Source organism: Pseudomonas sp. GW460-LB5 (genome assembly GCF_059423245.1).
In genome coordinates this window covers 21,957-43,855 of the sequence record NZ_JBWKXT010000021.1, presented here as the reverse complement: position 1 = coordinate 43,855, position 21,899 = coordinate 21,957, and the positions used below count along the sequence as shown (strand labels likewise).

Annotated in this window: 25 protein-coding genes and 1 tRNA gene; 5 read left to right on the top strand and 21 right to left on the bottom strand. The window is 61.6% G+C overall.

Features of this window, described 5'->3' with window-relative positions; all coding sequences use genetic code 11:
- Window positions 1–7: 7 nt before the first annotated feature.
- The 15 genes from ispG to trmJ form a co-directional block, all read right to left on the bottom strand.
- Entirely contained in the window at window positions 8–1,117 is a 1,110-nt protein-coding gene (gene ispG, locus AC07XM_RS14720) for a flavodoxin-dependent (E)-4-hydroxy-3-methylbut-2-enyl-diphosphate synthase (RefSeq protein ID WP_016484979.1), read from the bottom strand.
- Window positions 1,118–1,120: 3 nt separating this feature from the next.
- On the bottom strand, window positions 1,121–2,137 hold the full coding sequence (locus AC07XM_RS14715) for a RodZ domain-containing protein (RefSeq protein WP_016484978.1): 1,017 nt from the start codon (window positions 2,135–2,137) through the stop codon (window positions 1,121–1,123).
- A complete protein-coding gene (pilW, locus tag AC07XM_RS14710; RefSeq protein ID WP_102689335.1) occupies window positions 2,134–2,895 on the bottom strand; it encodes a type IV pilus biogenesis/stability protein PilW in 762 nt (253 codons plus the stop codon). Before pilW ends, AC07XM_RS14715 begins: the two co-directional genes overlap by 4 nt.
- A 14-nt stretch (window positions 2,896–2,909) precedes the next feature.
- On the bottom strand, window positions 2,910–4,055 hold the full coding sequence (gene rlmN / locus AC07XM_RS14705; protein WP_016484976.1) for a dual-specificity RNA methyltransferase RlmN: 1,146 nt from the start codon (window positions 4,053–4,055) through the stop codon (window positions 2,910–2,912).
- A gap of 28 nt (window positions 4,056–4,083) precedes the next feature.
- Window positions 4,084–4,509, bottom strand: a complete 426-nt coding sequence (gene ndk, locus AC07XM_RS14700; protein WP_012316140.1) for a nucleoside-diphosphate kinase — start codon at window positions 4,507–4,509, stop codon at window positions 4,084–4,086.
- Window positions 4,510–4,597: 88 nt separating this feature from the next.
- Entirely contained in the window at window positions 4,598–4,798 is a 201-nt protein-coding gene (iscX, locus tag AC07XM_RS14695) for a Fe-S cluster assembly protein IscX (RefSeq protein WP_016484975.1), read from the bottom strand.
- A gap of 10 nt (window positions 4,799–4,808) precedes the next feature.
- A complete protein-coding gene (fdx, locus tag AC07XM_RS14690; RefSeq protein ID WP_016484974.1) occupies window positions 4,809–5,150 on the bottom strand; it encodes an ISC system 2Fe-2S type ferredoxin in 342 nt (113 codons plus the stop codon).
- Window positions 5,151–5,153: 3 nt separating this feature from the next.
- Window positions 5,154–7,016, bottom strand: coding sequence for a Fe-S protein assembly chaperone HscA (gene hscA, locus AC07XM_RS14685; RefSeq protein ID WP_023049496.1), 1,863 nt, complete (start codon window positions 7,014–7,016; stop codon window positions 5,154–5,156).
- Window positions 7,017–7,058: 42 nt separating this feature from the next.
- Window positions 7,059–7,580, bottom strand: coding sequence for a co-chaperone HscB (gene hscB / locus AC07XM_RS14680; RefSeq protein WP_102689334.1), 522 nt, complete (start codon window positions 7,578–7,580; stop codon window positions 7,059–7,061).
- 8 nt (window positions 7,581–7,588) lie between these two features.
- On the bottom strand, window positions 7,589–7,912 hold the full coding sequence (iscA, locus tag AC07XM_RS14675; protein ID WP_003248536.1) for an iron-sulfur cluster assembly protein IscA: 324 nt from the start codon (window positions 7,910–7,912) through the stop codon (window positions 7,589–7,591).
- A 28-nt stretch (window positions 7,913–7,940) separates the two neighbouring features.
- Entirely contained in the window at window positions 7,941–8,327 is a 387-nt protein-coding gene (gene iscU, locus AC07XM_RS14670; protein WP_003248539.1) for a Fe-S cluster assembly scaffold IscU, read from the bottom strand.
- A gap of 46 nt (window positions 8,328–8,373) precedes the next feature.
- A complete protein-coding gene (locus tag AC07XM_RS14665) occupies window positions 8,374–9,588 on the bottom strand; it encodes an IscS subfamily cysteine desulfurase (RefSeq protein ID WP_016484971.1) in 1,215 nt (404 codons plus the stop codon).
- A gap of 46 nt (window positions 9,589–9,634) precedes the next feature.
- Window positions 9,635–10,126: a Fe-S cluster assembly transcriptional regulator IscR gene (gene iscR / locus AC07XM_RS14660; RefSeq protein WP_008092572.1), complete on the bottom strand. Its 492-nt coding sequence runs from the start codon at window positions 10,124–10,126 to the stop codon at window positions 9,635–9,637.
- 178 nt (window positions 10,127–10,304) lie between these two features.
- Window positions 10,305–11,090, bottom strand: a complete 786-nt coding sequence (gene cysE, locus AC07XM_RS14655) for a serine O-acetyltransferase (RefSeq protein ID WP_102689333.1) — start codon at window positions 11,088–11,090, stop codon at window positions 10,305–10,307.
- Between the two features lie 3 nt (window positions 11,091–11,093).
- The gene (gene trmJ, locus AC07XM_RS14650) at window positions 11,094–11,849 is read right to left on the bottom strand and encodes a tRNA (cytosine(32)/uridine(32)-2'-O)-methyltransferase TrmJ (protein ID WP_023049495.1); all 756 of its coding nucleotides are present in this window, start codon (window positions 11,847–11,849) and stop codon (window positions 11,094–11,096) included.
- 151 nt (window positions 11,850–12,000) lie between these two features.
- Here trmJ and suhB point away from each other — a divergent pair, with 151 nt between their 5' ends.
- Window positions 12,001–12,819, top strand: a complete 819-nt coding sequence (suhB, locus tag AC07XM_RS14645; protein ID WP_019472646.1) for a type III secretion system regulator SuhB — start codon at window positions 12,001–12,003, stop codon at window positions 12,817–12,819.
- Window positions 12,820–12,899: 80 nt separating this feature from the next.
- Here the strand turns inward: suhB and AC07XM_RS14640 are convergent, their stop codons facing one another.
- From AC07XM_RS14640 to queA, 6 genes are all read right to left on the bottom strand, one after another.
- Window positions 12,900–13,442, bottom strand: a complete 543-nt coding sequence (locus AC07XM_RS14640) for a glycine zipper 2TM domain-containing protein (RefSeq protein WP_016501403.1) — start codon at window positions 13,440–13,442, stop codon at window positions 12,900–12,902.
- 122 nt (window positions 13,443–13,564) lie between these two features.
- Window positions 13,565–14,473 (bottom strand): protein translocase subunit SecF, encoded by a 909-nt coding sequence (gene secF, locus AC07XM_RS14635; RefSeq protein ID WP_016484966.1) that lies wholly within the window; start codon window positions 14,471–14,473, stop codon window positions 13,565–13,567.
- A 10-nt stretch (window positions 14,474–14,483) separates the two neighbouring features.
- The gene (gene secD, locus AC07XM_RS14630) at window positions 14,484–16,346 is read right to left on the bottom strand and encodes a protein translocase subunit SecD (RefSeq protein WP_016484965.1); all 1,863 of its coding nucleotides are present in this window, start codon (window positions 16,344–16,346) and stop codon (window positions 14,484–14,486) included.
- A gap of 63 nt (window positions 16,347–16,409) precedes the next feature.
- The gene (yajC, locus tag AC07XM_RS14625) at window positions 16,410–16,745 is read right to left on the bottom strand and encodes a preprotein translocase subunit YajC (protein WP_016484964.1); all 336 of its coding nucleotides are present in this window, start codon (window positions 16,743–16,745) and stop codon (window positions 16,410–16,412) included.
- Window positions 16,746–16,787: 42 nt separating this feature from the next.
- Window positions 16,788–17,903, bottom strand: a complete 1,116-nt coding sequence (tgt, locus tag AC07XM_RS14620; RefSeq protein ID WP_016501406.1) for a tRNA guanosine(34) transglycosylase Tgt — start codon at window positions 17,901–17,903, stop codon at window positions 16,788–16,790.
- Window positions 17,904–17,917: 14 nt separating this feature from the next.
- Window positions 17,918–18,967, bottom strand: a complete 1,050-nt coding sequence (gene queA / locus AC07XM_RS14615; RefSeq protein WP_016484962.1) for a tRNA preQ1(34) S-adenosylmethionine ribosyltransferase-isomerase QueA — start codon at window positions 18,965–18,967, stop codon at window positions 17,918–17,920.
- 107 nt (window positions 18,968–19,074) lie between these two features.
- Between queA and AC07XM_RS14610 the strand changes: the two genes are divergently transcribed.
- From AC07XM_RS14610 to AC07XM_RS14595, 4 genes are all read left to right on the top strand, one after another.
- Window positions 19,075–19,159, top strand: a tRNA-Leu gene (locus AC07XM_RS14610).
- Window positions 19,160–19,467: 308 nt separating this feature from the next.
- Window positions 19,468–20,115, top strand: a complete 648-nt coding sequence (locus AC07XM_RS14605) for a trypsin-like peptidase domain-containing protein (protein WP_102689344.1) — start codon at window positions 19,468–19,470, stop codon at window positions 20,113–20,115.
- 115 nt (window positions 20,116–20,230) lie between these two features.
- Window positions 20,231–20,710 (top strand): GNAT family N-acetyltransferase, encoded by a 480-nt coding sequence (locus AC07XM_RS14600; RefSeq protein WP_102689332.1) that lies wholly within the window; start codon window positions 20,231–20,233, stop codon window positions 20,708–20,710.
- Window positions 20,711–21,005: 295 nt separating this feature from the next.
- Window positions 21,006–21,899 (top strand): bestrophin family protein, encoded by an 894-nt coding sequence (locus AC07XM_RS14595; protein WP_016484959.1) that lies wholly within the window; start codon window positions 21,006–21,008, stop codon window positions 21,897–21,899.

Below are 21,899 nucleotides of genomic sequence, written 5' to 3'. Positions count from 1 at the left end.
CTGTGTGTCAGCCACGGGCGATCAGCGCCGCGTCGGCTTCGACCTTTTCGGCCGCTTTCTGACGGATGAGCCTTTCCAGCTCATCGACCAGGTTGTCATTGGTCAGTTTCTGCGCCGGCTTGCCGTCGATGTAGATCAGGTTCGGCGTGCCGCCGGTCAACCCTACATGGGCTTCCTTGGCTTCACCGGGGCCGTTGACCACACAACCGATCACCGCCACGTCCAGCGGCACCAGCAGGTCTTCCAGGCGCCCTTCCAGCTCGTTCATGGTCTTGACCACATCGAAGTTCTGCCGCGAGCAGCTCGGGCAGGCGATGAAGTTGATGCCACGCGAACGCAGGTGCAGCGACTTGAGGATGTCGTAGCCGACTTTCACTTCTTCGACCGGGTCGGCCGCCAGCGAGATACGGATGGTATCGCCGATGCCCTCGGCCAGCAGCATACCGAGGCCGACGGCGGATTTCACCGTCCCCGAACGCAGGCCACCGGCTTCGGTGATGCCCAGGTGCAGTGGCTGCACGATCTGCTTGGCCAACAGGCGGTAGGCTTCGACGGCCATGAACACGTCGGAGGCCTTGACGCTGACCTTGAAGTCCTGGAAGTTCAGGCGGTCCAGATGTTCGACATGGCGCAGGGCCGACTCGACCAGCGCCGCCGGGGTGGGTTCGCCGTACTTCTTCTGCAGATCCTTTTCCAGAGAACCGGCGTTGACACCGATACGGATGGGGATACCACGGTCGCGGGCAGCGTCGACCACGGCGCGTACACGGTCTTCGCGGCCGATATTGCCCGGGTTGATCCGCAGGCAATCGACGCCCAGTTCGGCCACGCGCAGGGCGATCTTGTAGTCGAAGTGGATGTCGGCAACCAGCGGTACGCTGACCTGTTGCTTGATCTTGCCAAACGCCTCGGCCGCGTCCATGTCCGGCACCGAAACCCGCACGATATCCACGCCGGCATCGACCAGGCGCTGGATTTGCGCCACGGTGGCGGCGACATCGTTGGTATCGGTGTTGGTCATGCTCTGCACCGCGATAGGTGCATCACCACCCACCGGCACATTGCCGACCCAGATTTTGCGGGATTCGCGACGTTTGATCGGAGATTCGCCGTGCATGACTTACTGTCCCAACTTCAGGCGAGCAGTCTCGCCACTGGTGAACGGGGCAACATCGACGGCCTGGCCGTTGTAGCTGACCTGGGCGCCCCGGGCAAAGCCCAGGCGTACCGCGAACGGCGGTTTGCCGGTCAGCTCGAGGTTGTCCCCCTTGCGCTTGACGGCGCTGAACAGCACCTTGCCGTTGCCATCGGACACCTGGGTCCAGCAATCGGCGGTGAACTGGATGGCGACCTTGGCGCTGCCTGCCGGTACTGCGGCGGGCTCGGCAGCGGCCACGGCAGCTGCAGGTGCTACAGGCGCAGCGGCGGCCGGTGCAGCTGGTGCTACCGGCGCAGGCGCTACGTTGGCTGCAGATTGCGCAGGCGCCTGCCGGGCGGGTGCGGCAGCAGCCAATTGCGCCGGGCTTGCCGGCGCCTGTTCGGCGGCAGCGGCAGGCTGCTCGGCAGTGCCCTGCTCCAGTGCCAGCGGCGCGCTCTCGGGCTGCTGCCCTGCGGTAACCGCCTGATCTTCAGGTTCGTCGAGCGGGTGAATCTGGGTGGTGCCGTCGGCACTTTCGACTTCGACGTGCTCCAGGGCGATCTTGGCCAGGTCCTTGCCACGCAGGCTGCCCTGGTCCTGCCACCAGACGAAGCCACCGCCGACCACGACCACCAACAACAGCAGGCTGACGCCGCGCAGAATATTGTGCGACAGGCGTACTGGCTCTTCGATACGCCCCAGCGAGTGCACATCGCTGCCTTTGGCGTGGGTACCGGTGTAGCGGTCGAAGGCCTCTACCAGGGTGGCCTGGTCAAGGTCCATCAATTTGGCATAGGCGCGAATATAACCACGGGCGAATGTATGACCGGGCAGCTTGTCGAAGGCGCCGGTTTCCACATGGTTCAACGAACTGACAGTGAGGTTGAGCTTGCGGGCCACCTCGGCTTGAGACCAGTCCCGTTTCTCACGGGCCAGGCGCAAAAGCTCACCGGGGTTCTGGCCAGGCGCTACTGCTACTTCGGGATGCGCGGCGTTCATCGTTGCTCCGACAGGTATTGCTGATATTCCGGCGTACCGGGATAAAGTCGTTGTAATTGCTGGCCCAGCTCGGCCAGTGTGCCCTGCTCGTCGAACACCCTGGCAAGGCGGCTACCCAGCAGCAGGCTACGGGCATCGTGGTCGCTCAACTGGCTGAAACGATCGTAGTAGTCCCGGGCCGGCACATAATGCCTGTTTTCGTAGGACAACTCAGCCATTTCCAGCAACGCTTTTGGTTGCCGCTGGTTGAGTTGCAACGCTTTGAGCAGATACGCGTGCGCCTGGTCGCGGCGTTCGAGCTTCAGGGCAGTCAGGCCCAGGTTCTCGTACACGCGTGAGCGCTCAGGATACAGGGTATCGCTACTGGCGAGGCGAAACATCTGCTGGGCCTCGGCAAATCGCCCCTGAGCATAAAGGAAACTGCCGTAATTGTTGCGAATTCGCGTATCGCCAGTGCGGGCCAGCAAGGCCTTGTGAAAGTGCGCTTCGGCCAACACCGGCTCACCTTCGGCCTGGAACACCATCGCCAGGGCGGCGTGCGCGTCGGCATCACGGCTGTCGAGGGCCAGGGCCTTGCCCAGCGGCGCCTTGGCCTGCCCGGTCAAACCCTGTTGCAAATAACCCAGACCTAGCTGCACATAAGCCCGCCCCGCTTCCACCCTGCCCTGGCGGCTGGCCAAGGGGTCGCCCGCGCCGCCCGACACGCAGCCGGCCAGCAGCGAAAGCGCAAGGATCGACAGCGCAGCGCGCAGGCTCATGGGCAAGGTCCCGGTCAGTGGCTGGCGGCGCTGTCTTGCAGCTCGACGTCCGCGGAAAGCTGGCGTACGGCGATGTAGCGCTCACTGCGACGGGTACGGTCGTTGACCTGGCCGACCAGCTGGCCACAGGCGGCATCGATGTCCTCACCACGGGTGGTGCGGGTGGTGACGTTGAAACCACCGTGGTGCAGCAGGTCCTGGAAGCGACGAATGGCGTTGTTGCTCGGCCGCTCGTAGCCCGAATGCGGGAACGGGTTGAACGGGATCAGGTTGATCTTGCACGGCACATCGCGCAGCAACTCGATCATTTGCGCGGCATGCTCAGGCTGGTCGTTGACGTCCTTGAGCAGGGTGTACTCGACGGTGAGCACGCGCTTGCCACCCAAGGTGGACATGTAGCCCATGCACGATTCCAGCAGCACTTTCAGCGGGTACTTCTTGTTGATCGGTACCAGCTTGTTGCGAAGCTCGTCATTCGGCGCGTGCAGCGACAGGGCCAGCGACACGTCGATGTGCTTGGCCAGTTCGTCGATCATCGGCACCACGCCCGAGGTGGACAGGGTGACGCGACGCTTGGAAATGCCATAGCCCAGGTCATCCATCATGATTTTCATGGCGGCAATGACGTTGTCGAAGTTCAGCAAGGGCTCGCCCATGCCCATCATGACCACGTTGGTGATCGCGCGGTCGACTTTGGCAGGGACGGTCCCGAAGGATTTGTTGGCAAGCCACACCTGGCCGATGACTTCAGCGGCAGTGAGGTTGCTGTTGAAGCCCTGTTTGCCGGTGGAGCAGAAGCTGCAGTCCAGGGCACAGCCGGCTTGCGACGATACGCACAGGGTGCCGCGGTCGTCGGTAGGAATATAGACGGTCTCGACGCAGCTGCCGGAGGCAACGCGGATCACCCATTTGCGGGTGCCGTCGGCGGAAATGTCTTCACTGACCACTTCCGGTGGGCGAATCTCGGCAACGGCCTCGAGCTTTTCGCGCAAGGCCTTGCCTACGTTGGTCATGGCCGCAAAGTCGGACACGCCAAAATGGTGAATCCATTTCATCACCTGGCCGGCACGGAAGCGCTTTTCCCCGATCGAGTCGAAGAATTGTTCCATTTCCGGCTGGGTCAGACCCAACAGGTTGATTTTGCCAGTAGATGTCGTCATGGATTCACCCTCACCCGTAAGCTTTCGCTTAGCGAGTGGTTACCTCGGTAGCAGCGAAGAAGTAAGCGATTTCGCGAGCAGCAGCAGCTTCGGAGTCCGAACCGTGAACGGCGTTGGCGTCGATCGACTCGGCGAAGTCAGCACGGATGGTGCCGGCAGCAGCTTCTTTAGGGTTGGTAGCGCCCATCAGTTCACGGTTCAGAGCGATGGCGTTTTCGCCTTCCAGAACCTGTACAACGACCGGGCCGGAAGTCATGAAGGCAACCAGGTCACCGAAGAAGCCGCGCTCGCTGTGCTCAGCGTAGAAGCCTTCGGCTTCGGCTTTGGACAGCTGTTTGATTTTCGAGGCAACGATTTTCAGGCCGGCTTCTTCGAAGCGAGTGGTGATCTTGCCGATGACGTTTTTGGCAACTGCGTCAGGCTTGATGATCGAGAAAGTACGTTGAACAGCCATGGAAAACTCCAGAATATGAGTGTTACGAAAAATTAAACCCGCGAATTATACGCGGGTTTCAGGGGATTGCCTAACCTGCAAGTGACGCTTAGTCGGCTTCGTCGATCCAGGCGCCCTGGATTGCCTCGAGCACTTTCTCACCGCCGCGTGACGGATCGTCGCTGAAGTCTGGCAATGCCAGCACCCAACGGTGCAGGTCCACGAAATTCACATAACGAGGATCGACCTCAGGCTTGCTTTCTGCAAGCTGGATTGCGATCTCAAGTACATCAACCCATTTCAGACTCATGTACAGGCCCTCAGTGCGGTGCTTCGGCAGCGTGGTTGAGCGAATACTTGGGTATCTCGATGGTCAGGTCTGCATCACCTACGACCACCTGGCAACCCAGGCGCGACTGCGCTTCCAGGCCCCATGCCTTGTCCAGCATGTCCTCTTCAAGCTCGTCGGCCTCTTTGAGGGAATCGAAGCCCTTGCGCACGATGCAGTGGCAAGTGGTGCAGGCCTTGACGCCGCCGCAGGCGCTTTCCATCTCGATGTGATGGTCGTGTGCCAGTTCCAGGATATTGGTCCCCGGCTCGACCTCCACGGTCAGCCCTTCAGGGCAGAACTTCTCATGCGGCAGGAATGTCACCAGCGGCATCGGTTACTCCTCGATCTCATTCAGGTTGCGCCCGGCCAGTGCGGCTTTGACCGTCGAATCAAGGCGACGGGCGGCAAATGCGTCGGTCACCTGCGACAGACGCTTGGTCTGTTGCTCGATGGCTGCGCCATCGGTGCCGGTCAGCAAATCACGTAGTTCTTGCATCTGGAATGCAATGGCATCGCGCTCGTCACTGCTGAGCAAGCGGTCACCGTCGGCGTCCAGGGCGCCCTGTACTGCTTCGAGCAGGCGCTCGGCGTCCACCTGGTGCTCGCGCAACTGACGGGCCTGCTTATCGGTACCTGCGTGTTCGAAGGAGTCCTTGAGCATGCGGGCGATTTCGCCGTCGGTCAGGCCGTAAGACGGCTTGACCTGGATGCTTGCTTCCACGCCCGACCCCAGTTCGCGGGCCGCAACGCTGAGCAGACCATCGGCATCCACCTGGAAGGTCACGCGAATTTTGGCAGCGCCGGCAACCATCGCCGGGATACCGCGCAGCTCGAACCGTGCCAGCGAGCGGCAGTCGCTGATCAGCTCGCGCTCACCTTGCAGGACGTGGATCATCATGGCCGACTGGCCATCTTTATACGTCGTGAACTCCTGTGCACGGGCCACCGGAATGGTGGTGTTGCGCGGGATCACCTTTTCCATCAGTCCACCCATGGTCTCAAGACCGAGCGACAGCGGAATGACATCAAGCAGCAACAGTTCGCCACCTTCGCGGCGGTTGCCGGCCAGGGTATCGGCCTGGATGGCGGCACCAATGGCCACAACCTGATCAGGGTCGATCGAAGTCATCGGGGCGCGACCAAACAGCGCGCCCACGGCTTCACGCACCCGCGGCACACGGGTCGAACCACCGACCATGACCACGGCACTGACTTCTTCGAGCTCGACGCCACTGTCGCGCACAGCGCGACGGCAAGCCTTGAGGCTGCGGGCAACCAATGGCTCTATCATGGCTTCGAAGGCCGTGCGGCTCAGTTCGCCCTGCCAGCTGCCATGGCTGACGCTGACCACGTCGGCGTCGGTCAGGGCTTCCTTGGCAGCGCAGGCGGTTTGCAGCAACTCACGCTGAGTGGCTGGGTCCAGGTCGGACGACAGGCCAGCCTGCTCGATGATCCAGCCGGCAATGGCGTGGTCGAAATCGTCACCGCCCAGGGCGGTATCGCCACCGGTAGCCAGCACTTCGAATACGCCAGCGGTCAGGCGCAGGATGGAAATATCGAAGGTACCACCACCCAGGTCATAGATGGCCACCACGCCTTCGGCGTTCTGGTCCAGACCATAGGCCACGGCGGCTGCGGTTGGTTCGTTGAGCAGGCGCAGCACGTTCAGGCCAGCCAGGCGCGCAGCGTCCTTGGTGGCCTGGCGCTGGGCATCGTCGAAATAGGCCGGCACGGTAATCACCGCACCAACCAGCTCGCCACCCAGGGTCGCTTCGGCGCGCTCGCGCAGCACTTTAAGGATATCAGCGGACACTTCCACCGGGCTTTTCGGCCCCTGCACGGTGTCGATGAACGGCATGTGCGACTCGCCGCCGACAAAGCGGTATGGCAGCTGCTCGCCCAATTGCTTGACGTCGGCCAGACCGCGCCCCATCAGGCGCTTGACCGACAGCACGGTGTTCAGCGGGTCACTGGAAGCGGCATCACGCGCGGCCTGCCCCACTTCGTTGCGCCCTTCGAGGTAGCGCACCGCGGACGGCAGAATCACGTTACCCTGCGCGTCGGGCAGGGGCTCGCTACGGCCGCTGCGTAATGCGGCGACCAGAGAGTTGGTGGTACCCAGGTCGATCCCCACCGCCAGGCGGCGCTGGTGCGGCTGAGGGCTTTGACCGGGTTCGGCAATCTGCAGTAGGGCCATGCTTATCTGAATACCTTAGGTGCCATCACGGGCAGCACCGGGTTAATCGTCGAGGCGCTCTTTCAGCTGGCGCACTTCTTGGGCGAGCTTGTCGAGGAACTGCATGCGGCGCATCAGGCGCTCGGCCTTGTCGCGCTCGCCTGGGGCATCCCAGCAGGCGGCAAAGTCCTCGTTCAGCGTGTCCTGGGCGGCCTTCAGGCGCTTCTTGAACACGCCGACACCGTCAAGGTCGGCTTCGTCCTGCAACTCTTCGAGCTCTTCACGCCACTGCATTTGCTGCAACAGGAATTCTGGGTCATGGACCGTGACTTCCTGAGGCACTTCGTGGCCGCTGATGGCCAGCAAATAGCGGGCCCGACGCGGCGCACTGCGCAGGGTCTGGTAGGCGTCGTTGAGGGCTGCGGACTTTTCCAGCGCTACGCGCTGCTCACGCTCGGAGGCGTCGGCAAAGCGATCAGGATGGACTTCGCGGGCCAGCTCGCGATAGCGAGTGGCCAGCTTGTCCAGATCCAGGCGGAAGCTTGGCTGGAGGTCAAACAATGCGTAATGACAAGGAGTACCCACAGCCAGCCTCAAACGTTGAAGCTTTCGCCGCAGCCACACTCACCGCGCACGTTGGGGTTGTTGAACTTGAAGCCTTCGTTCAACCCTTCCTTGACGAAATCCAGCTCGGTGCCATCGAGGTAGACCAGGCTCTTGGGATCGATGATCACCTTTACGCCGTGGTTCTCGAACACCTGGTCTTCATCCGCCAGTTCGTCGACGAACTCCAGCACGTAGGCCAGGCCCGAGCAACCGGTGGTGCGCACGCCCAGGCGAATGCCCTCACCTTTGCCGCGCCCGTCAAGGGAACGGCGAATGTGGTTGGCGGCGGCTTCTGTCATGCTGATAGCCATCAGGACTCCTTACCTCGCAACAGGCGACTTAGATCAAGCCTTTCTTCTGCTTGTAATCGCGTACAGCTGCCTTGATGGCATCTTCGGCGAGTACCGAGCAGTGGATCTTGACCGGCGGCAACGCCAGTTCTTCAGCCAGTTGGGTGTTCTTGATGGTTTCGGCTTCGTCCAGGGTCTTGCCCTTCATCCACTCGGTGGCGAGGGAGCTGGAAGCGATGGCCGAACCGCAGCCGTAGGTCTTGAACTTGGCGTCTTCAATAACGCCCTGCTCGTTGACCTTGATCTGCAGGCGCATAACGTCGCCGCAAGCCGGGGCGCCGACCATGCCGGTGCCAACGTCCGGGTCTTCGGCATTCATCTTGCCGACGTTGCGCGGGTTTTCGTAGTGGTCGATGACCTTTTCACTGTATGCCATGGTGCAATTCCTTCCTCATCAGGGAGCCGCTCTTGCCGGCGACTGCTTAGTGGGCGGCCCACTCGATCTTGGAGATGTCAACGCCGTCTTTGTACATGTCCCACAGCGGCGACAGCTCACGCAGTTTGTTGACGGCCTCGCAGACTTTCTGCGCGGCATAGTCGACTTCTTCTTCGGTGGTGAAACGGCCGAAGGAGAAGCGGATCGAGCTGTGCGCCAGCTCGTCGTTGCGGCCCAGAGCGCGCAGTACGTAGGACGGTTCGAGCGATGCGGAGGTGCAGGCCGAACCGGACGATACGGCGATGTCCTTCAGCGACATCAGCAGCGATTCGCCTTCGACGTAGTTGAAGCTCAGGTTCAGGTTGTGCGGCACGCGGGCGGTCTTGCTGCCATTGACGTACAGCTCTTCAAGGTCCGAAACCTGCTTGAAGAAGCGGTCGCTCAGGGCCTTGATGCGCACGTTTTCGGCGGCCATTTCCTGCTTGGCGATGGCGAAAGCTTCGCCCATGCCGACAATCTGGTGGGTTGGCAGGGTGCCCGAACGCATGCCGCGCTCATGGCCACCGCCGTGAATGATGGCTTCAAGGCGTACACGCGGCTTGCGGCTGACATACAGCGCGCCGATGCCTTTCGGGCCGTAGGCCTTGTGCGCCGAGAACGACATCAGGTCGACTTTCAGCTTTTGCAGGTCGATTTCGACCTTGCCGGCCGACTGGGCGGCGTCGACGTGGAACAGGACGCCGCGTGCGCGGGTCAGTTCACCGATGGCGGCGATGTCGTTGATCGAGCCGACTTCGTTGTTCACGTGCATCAGCGAGACCAGGATGGTGTCGTCGCGCAGCACCGCTTCTACCATGGCCGGGGTGACGATGCCGTCTTCGCCCGGTTCCAGGTAGGTCACTTCGAAACCTTCACGCTCCAGCTGGCGAGCAGTATCCAGGACCGCCTTGTGCTCGATCTTGGAGGTGATGATGTGCTTGCCCTTGGTCTGATAGAAGTGCGCGACACCCTTGAGTGCGAGGTTGTCGGACTCGGTGGCACCGCTGGTCCAGACGATTTCGCGCGGATCGGCGTTGATCAGTTCGGCAACCTGACGACGGCCGTTCTCGACCGCTTCCTCGGCTTTCCAGCCGAAGACGTGGGAGCGCGAAGCCGGGTTACCGAAGTTCCCGTCGACCAGCAGGCAGTCGGCCATTTTCTGGGCCACACGTGGGTCGACCGGGGTGGTCGCAGAGTAATCGAGGTAGATCGGCAACTTCATTTGTCTCTCCTATCAGGCGGTGGCGTCGCTCGTCGTCCCAGGGGGATCAATCGACGGCTGACGTCTCAATCTTGTCCAGCTGGGCGGTTCGGCCTGCGACACGACGCAGGTCCTGGCGCTGGGCAACTTCCTGCACCTCACGGCGCATGACGAGGTCGGCCAGGCTGATGCCGCTGAGGAATTCATGGATCTGCTGGCTGAGGTCGCACCACAGGTGGTGAGTCAGGCAGGTATCACCGGCATGGCAGTCCCCAAGGCCCTGGCACCGGGTAGCATCGACCGATTCATTGACCGCATCGATGACCTGGGCCACCTGGATGGTTTCCATGCCCCGCGACAGCTGGTAGCCACCGCCTGGACCGCGCACACTGGAAACCAGGCTGCTACGGCGCAGCTTGGCGAACAGCTGTTCCAGATAAGAGAGGGATATGCCCTGGCGCTCGGAAATGTCGGCCAAAGACACCGGCCCATGCTGCGCGTGCAACGCCAGGTCAAGCATGGCAGTCACGGCGTATCGGCCTTTGGTAGTCAGTCGCATGGCTATTGGGTACCACGGGAGTTTCGGGATGTGTCGAGTATGCGATTCCCGAGCATTTAAGTCAACTATTAGACCTACTGCTTTAGTCGGGTTTGCATCAGGGAGGCGGGCGCGATTGTAGCAGACGAGGGGCGTGAGCACACGCCCCGTATGTCACCATGGGTTCAGTGCGGCGTAATCAATGCGACTGAGTGTCGCGCTGGACCACCTGGGCAACCTCGGTGAAATCATCTTCCGGCAGCGCGGGCAGCTCCTTGGCGCAGTAATCGCTACCCATCTTGGTCAGGGCGCCACACATGCCCTCCAGCCGCTCGTCGACCGCCTGTAGATGATCGAGCATCTGGCCGATGGCACGCGCCACCGGGTCGGGCATGTCACCACTGACACCGTAGGCATCGAAGCCTATCTTCTCGGCCATGGCCTTGCGCTTGGCCTCGACTTCGGTGTCCTCGCTCTTGACGATGATGCGCCCCGGGATGCCCACCGCCGTGGCGCCGGGCGGTACCGCCTTGGTCACCACCGCGTTGGAGCCGATCTTGGCCCCGGCGCCGACGGTGAACGGGCCCAGCACCTTGGCCCCCGCCCCCACCACCACGCCGTTCTCCAGGGTAGGATGGCGCTTGCCTTTATTCCAGCTGGTACCGCCCAGGGTCACGCCCTGGTAAAGGGTGACGTCATCGCCGATCTCGGCGGTTTCGCCGATGACGATACCCATGCCGTGGTCAATGAAGAAACGCCGGCCGATTGTGGCACCGGGGTGGATCTCGATACCGGTCAGCCAGCGCCCGAAGTTGGACACCAGCCGGGCCAGCCACTTGAAATCACGCTTCCACAGGGCATTGCCCAGGCGGTGCAGCCAGATGGCATGCACACCCGGGTAGCAGGTGAGCACCTCGAAGGCATTGCGCGCAGCCGGGTCACGGTGGAATACGCTTTGAATATCTTCACGCAGGCGTTCGAACATCTGTCAGTCCTTCCGTTTATGCGGCTCGCCCCGGACCACTTTCTGGGTCTCGGTGAGGATGCCGCGCAAAATGCTCATTTCCGAACGCTCGACCGCCACCCGCCCATAAAGCCGGCGCAAGCGCGGCATCAGGTGCTTGGGCTTTTCGGGGTCGAGGAAGCCGATGCCCACCAGGGTTTTCTCCAGGTGGTCGTAGAACAGCTCCATTTCGTCCATCGTCGCCAGCTCGCTGGCGTCAACCTTCTCGACTTTGCCCGGCGCTTCGCCGGCGGCCAGCCAGGCCATGCGCACCTCGTAAGAGAGCACCTGGACAGCGGCCGCAAGGTTCAGCGAGCTGAAGTCGGGGTTGGAGGGAATGTGCACGTGGAAGTGACATCGCTGCAGTTCTTCGTTGGTCAGGCCGGCGTGTTCACGCCCGAACACCAGGGCGATCTCTTCACCACCCTTGGCATGCTCCACCGCCTTGGCCCCGCACTCGCGCGGGCCAATCAACGGCCACGGGATGCTGCGCTCACGGGCGCTGGTCCCCATCACCAGGTTACAGCCGACCAGCGCCTGTTCAAGGCTGTCGACCACCTGGGCGTTATCCAGCACGTCGTCGGCACCCGAGGCGCGGGCACTGGCATCCAGGGCGGGGAATTCTTTCGGCTGTACCAGCACCAGGCGCGACAAGCCCATGTTTTTCATGGCACGCGCAGCGCCGCCGATGTTGCCGGGGTGGCTGGTATTGACCAGAACAACACGAATATTTTGCAGCAAGGTGTTGTGCTCACAGATGCAGGAATCAGGGCATCCGATCTTACAGAACCGACAGACGTAACGCCATGAAAGCAAATGTGACACTTCTGCCGACAAAGTTTTCTGCTAGAATGATCGGCTTTCTTCTTTAACATCTCCAGGTGACCCGCCCATGCAGCCTATGCTGAATATCGCCCTGCGCGCCGCTCGCAGCGCCAGTGAACTGATTTTCCGCTCCATCGAACGCCTGGATAGCATCAAGGTGGACGAGAAAGAGGCTAAGGACTACGTTTCCGAGGTTGATCGTGCCGCCGAGCAGAAGATCGTCGACGCGCTGCGCAAGGCCTACCCGAACCACTCCATCCAGGGTGAAGAGACGGGCATGCACGCGGGCACCGGCGAAGAAGGTAAAGACTACCTGTGGATCATCGACCCACTGGACGGCACCACCAACTTCCTTCGCGGCATCCCCCACTTCGCCGTCAGCATCGCCTGCAAATACCGTGGCCGCCTTGAGCACGCCGTGGTGCTCGACCCCGTACGCCAGGAAGAATTCACCGCCAGCCGCGGCCGTGGCGCCCAGCTCAATGGCCGCCGCCTGCGTGTAAGCTCGCGCACCAGCCTGGAAGGCGCCCTGCTGGGTACCGGCTTCCCGTTCCGTGATGGCCAGATGGCCGACATGGACAACTACCTGGGCATGTTCCGCGCCCTGACTGGCCAGACCGCCGGCATCCGCCGCGCCGGCTCCGCCAGCCTGGACCTGGCCTATGTGGCCGCTGGCCGTTTCGACGCCTTCTGGGAGTCGGGCCTGGCCGAGTGGGACATGGCAGCCGGCGTGCTGCTGATCCAGGAAGCCGGTGGCCTGGTGAGCGACTTCAACGGTGGCCACGACTTCCTCGACAAAGGCCACATCGTTGCAGGCAACATCAAGTGCTTCAAGGCCGTACTGACCGCTATCCAGCCACACCTGCCGGAAAGCATGAAGCGCTAAGCAAACCCGCTCCCACAGGGATCGCATTACCTGTGTGGGAGCGGGTTTACCCGCGAAGAGGCCGGCTCAGGCGACATCGATCACTGGGCAGCTTCGCTCAGGATCAACTTGCCATTCTTGTCCAGAGGAATGGTCGCCCCTGGCTCGCGGTCCATCTTCACCTTGCCTACCTGATCACCGATGGAGTAGGTCACGTTGTAACCCACCACCTTCTCGCTGATGTCGTTGACCGTGTTGCAGCGTGTTTGTGTGGTGGTATAGGTGTCACGCTGCTGCATGCCTTCTTGAACCTTGTTACCGGCATAACCACCACCGACCGCACCGGCCACGGTAGCGATCTTCTTGCCGGTGCCGCCGCCAATCTGATTGCCCAGCAAACCACCCGCCAGCGCACCGACCACGGTACCGGCAATCTGGTGCTGGTCCTTGACCGGCGCCTGACGCGTCACGGCCACGTCCTTGCACACTTCACGCGGGGTTTTCACCTGCTGCTTGATCGGCTGCACGTCCGTCACCTGGGCGACTTCGGGGCCTTTGTTCACCAAGCTGTAGGTCGCCACAGCACCTCCGGCAGTTACACCGACAGCACCCAGCACCGCACCCACCAGCATTGATTTGTTCACGTGAACCTCCTGATCGTACCAGCGGGTCTCAACCCGCGCTTCTCCCAGCCTTGGAGCAAAAAAAAAGGCGCGAGTTCAACACTCGCGCCTTTTTGCTCGCCGTACGGCGTAGGGACGGGGCCTTATGGGCGCTCGTCCACACCTTCAGCCTTGACTGGAGGGATCAGGTCTTCGCTGTTCAGGTTCAGCCAGATCAGTACCACGTTGGCGATGTAGATCGACGAGTAGGTACCGGCCATGACACCGATGAACAGGGCCAGCGAGAAGCCGAACAGGTTGTCGCCACCGAAGAACAGCAGCGCGGCAATGGCCAGCAAGGTCGAAACCGACGTGGCGATGGTGCGCAGCAGTGTCTGGGTGGTCGAAACGTTGATGTTCTCGATCAGCGAGGCCTTGCGCATGACGCGGAAGTTCTCACGCACCCGGTCGAACACGACGATGGTGTCGTTCAGCGAGTAGCCGATGATCGCCAGCACCGCCGCCAGCACCGTCAGGTCGAAGGTAATCTGGAAGAACGACAGGATACCCAGGGTAACCACCACGTCGTGGATCAGCGAAACGATCGCACCCACGGCGAACTTCCACTGGAAGCGGAAGGCCAGGTAGATAAGGATGCCGCCCAAGGCCATGAGCATGCCCATGCCGCCCTGGTCGCGCAGCTCTTCACCCACCTGCGGGCCTACGAACTCGACACGCTTGAGGGTAGCCGGGTTGTCGCCGCCGGCCTTCTGCAAGGCAGCGGCCACCTTGTTACCCAGCTGCGGGTCGTCGCCCGGCATACGCACCAGCAGGTCGGTGGTAGCGCCAAAGCTCTGCACCACGGCCTCGTGGAAGCCGGAATCGACCAGCTCGGCACGCACCGCCTTGAGGTCGGCCGGGCGCTCGTAAGTCAGCTCGATCAGCGTACCACCGGTGAAGTCCAGGCCAAAGTTGAGACCCTTCTGCCACCAGCTGAACAGCGCCAGTACGGTGAGGAGCACGGTAATGGCGAACGCAACATTGCGCACGCCCATGAAGTTGATGGTTTTCATCGCAGCTCCCTCAAACCCACAGCTTCTTGATGTCACGCCCGCCGCAGGTCAGGTTGACCATTGCACGGGTCACCATGACGGCGGTGAACATCGAGGTGAAAATCCCGAGGGACATGGTAACCGCAAAGCCTTTGACCGGGCCGGTACCCATGGCGAACAGGATGCCGCCGACCAGCAGGCTGGTCAGGTTGGCGTCGATGATCGCGGTGTAGGCGCGGTTGAAGCCTTCGTGGATGGCGCGCTGTACCGACATGCCGGCTTTCAGCTCTTCGCGGATACGCGAGAAGATCAGCACGTTGGCGTCCACCGCCATACCCATGGTCAACACGATACCGGCAATACCCGGCAGCGTCAGGGTAGCGCCCAGCAGCGACATCAGCGCCAGCAGCAATACCATGTTGCCCGCCAGGGCGATGGTGGCAATGACGCCAAAGCCGCGGTAGATGGCGATGATGAACAGCGAGACGAACAGCATGCCCCACAGCGAAGCATCGATACCCTTGGTGATGTTGTCGGCACCCAGGCTTGGGCCAATGGTACGTTCTTCGGCGAAGTACATCGGCGCGGCCAGACCACCGGCACGCAGCAGCAGGGCCAGCTCGGACGATTCGCCCTGGCCATTCAGGCCAGTAATGCGGAACTGGCTGCCCAGCGGCGACTGGATGGTCGCCAGGCTGATGATCTTCTTCTCTTCCACGAAGCTTTGTACGGCAACGTCTTTCTCGACGCCGTCGACGGTCTGCTTCACATAGCGGGTCACCGGCTTCTGCTCGATGAAGATCACCGCCATGCTGCGGCCAACGTTGCTACGGGTAGCACGGCTCATCAGCTCGCCACCGTGGCCATCCAGGCGGATGTTCACTTGTGGGCGGCCGTGCTCGTCAAAGCTGGCCTGGGCGTCGGTTACCTGGTCACCGGTGATGATCAGGCCGCGCTCGACCGGGGCAGAACGGCCGCCTTCACGGAATTCGAACACTTCGGTCGTGGCCTTGGACGCACCCGGTTCGGCACCAAAGCGGAACTCCAGGTTGGCGGTTTTACCGAGAATACGCTTGGCTTCGGCAGTGTCCTGCACGCCTGGCAGCTCGACCACGATACGGTTGGCGCCCTGGCGCTGTACCAGGGGTTCAGCCACGCCCAGCTCGTTGACACGGTTGCGGACGGTGGTGAGGTTCTGCTTGATCGAGTATTCGCGGATCTCGGCAACTTTTGCCTGAGTCAGCGCCAGACGCAGCACGGCGAGGTCGTTGCGCTCGGTGGTGGTCAGGTCGAAATCATTGAAATTCTTGCGGATCAGGGCACGTGCCTGTTCGCGGGTTGCATCGTCAGCAAAGCCCAGCATGATGCCGCCATCCTGCTGGGGCAGGCTGCGGTAGCGGACGCGCTCTTTACGCAGCAAGGTCTTGACCTCGCCCTCGTAGACTTTCATGCGGGCCGTCATGGCCTTGTCCATGTCCACTTCCAGCAGGAAGTGCACACCACCGGACAGGTCCAGGCCCAGTTTCATCGGGCTCGCACCCAGGTTGCGCAGCCATTGCGGGGTAGTCTGGGCCAGGTTCAGGGCCACGACATAATCATCGCCCAGTGCCTTGCGCACGACATCCTTGGCTGGCAGCTGGTCTTCCTGGTTGGTCAGGCGAATCAGCCCGCTGCCCTTCTCACCCAGGCTCGCGCCCTTGACGGCGATCTTGGCATCGAGCAGCGCCTTGCTGACGCGATCGAGGTCGGCCTGGTTTACCTGCAGCGCCGAACTGGCACCGCTGATCTGCACCGCCGGGTCATCCGGGTAGAGGTTAGGAGCGGAATAAATGAAACCGACCACCAGTACCAGCACGATCAGTGCATATTTCCACAGAGGGTATTTGTTCAGCATCACGCCGCCCGTTCAAGACGCGGGGCGCGTTGCGCGCCCCGACTGGAAAATAAAACCGGTAACTCAGATAGCCTTGAGCGTACCTTTTGGCAGGGTGGCCGCGATGGCGCCCTTCTGGAACTTCAGCTCGACAGTGTCGGAGACTTCCAGCACCACGAAATCATCGGAAACCTTGACGATCTTGCCGGCGATGCCGCCGTTGGTGACAACTTCGTCACCTTTCTGCAAGTTGCCGAGCAGGTTCTTCTGCTCTTTGGCGCGCTTGGCCTGAGGGCGCCAGATCATCAGGTAGAAGATGACCAGGAAACCGACCAGGAAAATCCACTCGAAGCCGGTACCGGCTGGGCCAGCGGCAGGTGCTGCAGCGTCCGCGTATGCGGCGGGGATGAAGAAGCTCATTGGGCACTCCTAATGTAATTTTCTAATAATGGATGCAGACAGTCAGTCCAAAGGCGGTACAGGAAGCCCGCGCTTGGCGTAGAAGGCGTCGACAAAGGCGGCCAATTTACCCTGTTGAATAGCCTCGCGTAAACCGGCCATCAAGCGCTGGTAATGGCGCAAGTTGTGGATGGTATTCAGCATGCTGCTCAGCATTTCGCCGCACTTGTCCAGGTGATGGAGATAGGCACGGGAGAAGTTGGTGCAGGTGTAGCAGTCACAGGTCGGATCCAGCGGCGATTCATCATGGCGATGGAACGCATTGCGGATCTTGATCACCCCTGTATCGACAAACAGATGGCCGTTACGTGCGTTACGCGTAGGCATCACGCAGTCGAACATGTCGACGCCGCGGCGCACACCCTCAACGAGATCTTCCGGTTTGCCTACCCCCATAAGGTAACGAGGTTTGTCAGCAGGCATCATGCCCGGCAGGTAATCCAGCACCTTGATCATTTCGTGCTTGGGTTCGCCCACCGACAGGCCGCCGATGGCCAGGCCGTCGAAGCCGATGTTTTCCAGGCCTTCCAGCGAGCGCATGCGCAAGTCCTGGTACATGCCACCCTGGACGATGCCAAACAGCGCCGCCGTGTTGTCGGCGTGGGCGTTCTTCGAACGCTGGGCCCAGCGCAGCGACAGTTCCATGGAAGTACGTGCCACGTCGTGCTCGGCCGGGTACGGGGTGCACTCGTCGAAGATCATCACCACGTCCGAGCCCAGGTCACGTTGCACCTGCATCGACTCTTCAGGGCCCATGAACACCTTCGAGCCATCGACCGGCGAGGCAAAGGTCACGCCCTCTTCCTTGATCTTGCGCATGGCGCCCAGGCTGAACACCTGGAAGCCACCGGAGTCGGTGAGGATCGGGCCTTTCCACTGCATGAAGTCGTGCAGGCCGTTGTGCTTCTTGATCACCTCGGTGCCCGGGCGCAGCCACAGGTGGAAGGTGTTGCCCAGGATCATCTCGGCGCCAATGGCCTCGATATCGCGTGGCAGCATGCCCTTGACCGTGCCATAGGTGCCCACCGGCATGAACGCCGGGGTTTCCACCGTGCCACGTGGGAAGGTGATGCGACCACGACGGGCCTTGCCGTCGGTAGCCAGCAGTTCGAAGGACATTCGACAGGTGCGACTCATGCTTGATCCTCGGGGCCGCGTGGCGCCGGATTGCGGGTGATGAACATGGCATCACCGTAACTGAAGAAGCGGTACCCGTGCTCGACCGCCGCCGCATAGGCGGCCATGGTCTCGGGGTAGCCGGCGAAGGCCGAGACCAGCATCAGCAGCGTGGACTCCGGCAGGTGGAAGTTGGTGACCAGGGCATCGACCACATGGAACGGTCGGCCCGGGTAGATGAAGATGTCGGTGTCGCCGCTGAAGGCCTTGAGCACGCCATCGCGCGCCGCGCTCTCCAGCGAACGCACGCTGGTGGTGCCGACCGCGACCACCCGGCCGCCACGTGCGCGGCAGGCCTCGATGGCATCGACCACATCCTGGCCCACTTCGAGCCATTCTTTGTGCATGTGGTGGTCTTCGATCTTGTCGACCCGCACCGGCTGGAACGTGCCCGCGCCCACGTGCAGGGTAACGAAAGCCCGCTCCACACCTTTGGCAGCAATCTTTTCCAACAGCGCTTCGTCAAAGTGCAGGCCCGCAGTGGGCGCGGCAACCGCACCGGCGCGCTGGGCGTACACGGTCTGGTAGCGCTCACGGTCGGCGCCCTCGTCGGGGCGGTCGATGTAGGGCGGCAGCGGCATATGGCCGACGCGGTCGAGCAGTGGCAGCACCTCTTCGGTGAAGCGCAGCTCGAACAGCGTGTCATGGCGCGCGACCATTTCGGCCTCGCCACCGCCATCAATGAGGATGACTGCGCCTTCTTTCGGCGCCTTGCTGGCACGCACATGGGCCAGCACCCGGTGGCTGTCGAGCACGCGCTCGACCAGCACTTCCAGCTTGCCGCCAGAGGCTTTCTGGCCAAACAGGCGCGCCGGGATCACCCGGGTGTTGTTGAACACCATCAGGTCGCCGGGGCGCAGGTATTCGAGCAGGTCGGGGAATTGCCGGTGCGCCAGCGCGCCGGTCGGCCCATCGAGTACCAGCAGACGGCTGCCATGGCGCTCGGCCAACGGGTGGCGGGCGATCAGGGAATCAGGGAGTTCGAAGGAAAAATCGGCGACGCGCATGATGATGTTCGGTTCGGCAGGGCCGGGAAGTTTAGCCCAATGTGTGAAAATTGACCATGAAAGCCGATTGACCGACTAGCGGCAGCTCTCTATACTGCGCGCCACACGCCCTGATGGCGGAATTGGTAGACGCGGCGGATTCAAAATCCGTTTTCGAAAGGAGTGGGAGTTCGAGTCTCCCTCGGGGCACCAAGATCCGGAAAAAACCGACCTTACTGGTCGGTTTTTTTATGCCCGAATTTTGATCTGATGCAGAGCGTGCGGCTTGCATGGTCACGTCAGGAGCGGCACGAAATAATTGACGGCACCCTAATGACTCCGGGGCCTGTAGCCATGTCTGCATTCTATTGGCCGCAGTCAGGATTAATACTTAAGCTGTCATTCGTCGGATATATGCCGAAAGCATTGCTGGCGTAATGGCACTTAGCCATAGTTGCGTTCCCTTTTCTCCACGCCCCGTGTGACCCATGAAAACAATCGCGCCCTGCATGGCGGCAATGATGCTGCTCAGTGGGTGCAATGGAGTGCCAACGTCGTACGTTTCAGACCCCGTCTACAGCCAGGCTTTCGTGGTCACCTCGGGTGCGCCGCTGCCGATGTTGCTGATGGCCAGTGCCATCCAGTGGAACGAGGATTACGCAGTAACCGCCAAACACACCCCCTTCCTGCGCAACGTGGTCCACGAGGGCCTCGGCGATGTGGTGTTCTTCAAGCACAAGGCCAGCAGCGTGCCGCGCTGGCGCCAGTACGTGCCTGGGGAAGCGGTGACGGCGGTAGGTTTCAACAGCTTTATGATGCCGATGCAGGGCAAGGGCCATGCCTTGCCGTCATTGGTACGCCTTGAAGGCACGCCTGGCAGTGTCTTCTACTCGGTGCATGACGGCCCGATCACCAAGGGCATGTCGGGCGGGCCCGTGTTTGCGGATGACGGCACGGTAGTGGGCATCAACGTCGCCATCATTCCCACCAGCGAGATTGACGCCGGCAAGCGTCCCGACCTGGCCGGCAAGGACCGTATCAGCGTGTTCATGTCGTTCAGCGAAATCGACAAGGAATGGCGGCGCTATCAGTACCTGCTGGCGCACAAGGCCAAGCCCCAGGCACCGGCTTCGGTCAAAGGCTACGTTGCGGTGGCCGCCAAGCCTTGAGTTGACTGGCGGCCCGCATCTGCGCCTGCAAAGGGGCTTATGATGCAAGGCTGATGGCCTCTTCGCGGGTTCACCCGCGAAAAGGCCCGATCCGCCAGCGCAAGAGGGACCTGCCATGCACCTGACCCACCGCCCCATCCACCCTGACGACATCCCCGTCATCTGCAACTTCCCGCAGGGCCCGGACGAACTGTTCTACATGTTCCCCAAAGCCACCTATCCCTTCACCGCTGCCCAGCTGAGCGACGCCATAGCCCAACGCAGCGGCTCCACGGTGGTGGAAGGCAACGGTACTGTCCTGGCCTTTGCCAACTTCTACAAAGCCGAACACGGCGGCGCGTGTGCCCTTGGCAATGTGGTCGTGGCCCCTGCCGCCCGCGGCCATGGCGTAGCGCGTTACCTGGTAACCACCATGATCGACTTCGCCCGCCAGCACTACGCTGCTCGGGAGGTGTGGGTGTCATGCTTCAATCACAACACCGCGGGCCTGCTGCTTTATCCACAGCTGGGCTTCACACCGTTCGGCATCGAGGAGCGGCAGGCGTGGGACGGCACGCGGGTAGCGTTGGTGCAGATGAAGCAAATACTGACTTAACCGAGCTGGATCAGCGGGCCATTGCATGTGGCTGAACGAGAAGGTCCACCCCCAGGGCACGAATGACCCTCAAGACAGTGTCAAAACGACGTATTCTTATGGATACACCCATTCAAGGATTGAAGCGACCTACCCTGTCGTTTTTCCGCTGAATCAGGAATTCAGGCAAATCCTCTAATTTGGTCAGACTTTTCTCTTCACGTCAGCTTCTAAATCCCTTGCAACATTCGGCACGCGAACCTTCGATCCCCCTCGACGTCCCATCCTCCATCACCCACGCCTTGAGGTTACCCGCGTGAAAGACATCATCACCCGCAAGTACCGCCTGGTCGTGAAGACCATCGGCTACATCGGCTGGTCGCTGTTCTGGCTGCTGATCTGGGATGTGCTGGTCACCATCGACTTCATGCTGTTTCTCAACAGCAAGTTCACTCTACCGCTTATCCCGCTGACCCTACTGGGCTCGGCGCTGGTGGTGCTGGTGAGTTTTCGCAACAGCAGCGCCTACAACCGCTGGTGGGAGGCACGCACGTTGTGGGGGGCGCTGGTGAACGGTTCGCGCAGCTTCGCCCGGCAGACGCTGACCCTGATCGACGACCCGGATGATGGCCTGAACCCGGTCAAGGCTACCCTGCTGCGCCGCCATATCGCCTACGTGAACTGCCTGGCGGCGCACTTGAAGGGGGAACGCTGCCCCGAGGAGCTGATGGCATTCATCCCGCCCGCAGAGTTCGAACGCCGCAACCGTTCAAACAACTTCGCCAATGACATTCTCGGCGGCTCGGCGGCCTTGCTGGCGCGAGAATACAAAGCCGGGCGGCTGGACAGCATTCGCCTGGCCCGGCTGGAGTCGACCCTGGTGGACCTGTCCAACGCCCAGGGTGGCATGGAGCGCATTGCCAACACACCGTTGCCCTACCCTTACGTGTATTTCCCGCGGCTGTTCATTACTTTGTTCTGCCTGATCGTGCCGGTGGGGCTGGTGGAGTCGCTGGGCTGGTTCACACCGCTGGCATCGACGGTGGTGGGGTTCATGCTGCTGGCTATCGAGCGGATCGGCACGGATTTGCAGAGCCCGTTCCGTTTCAGTGAGCACCAGATCCAGATGGATACCATTTGCGAGACGATCGAACGTAATCTGGAGTCGATGCAGCGGGAAGCGCAGTGTGCCGAGGCAGTGGATGCGTGA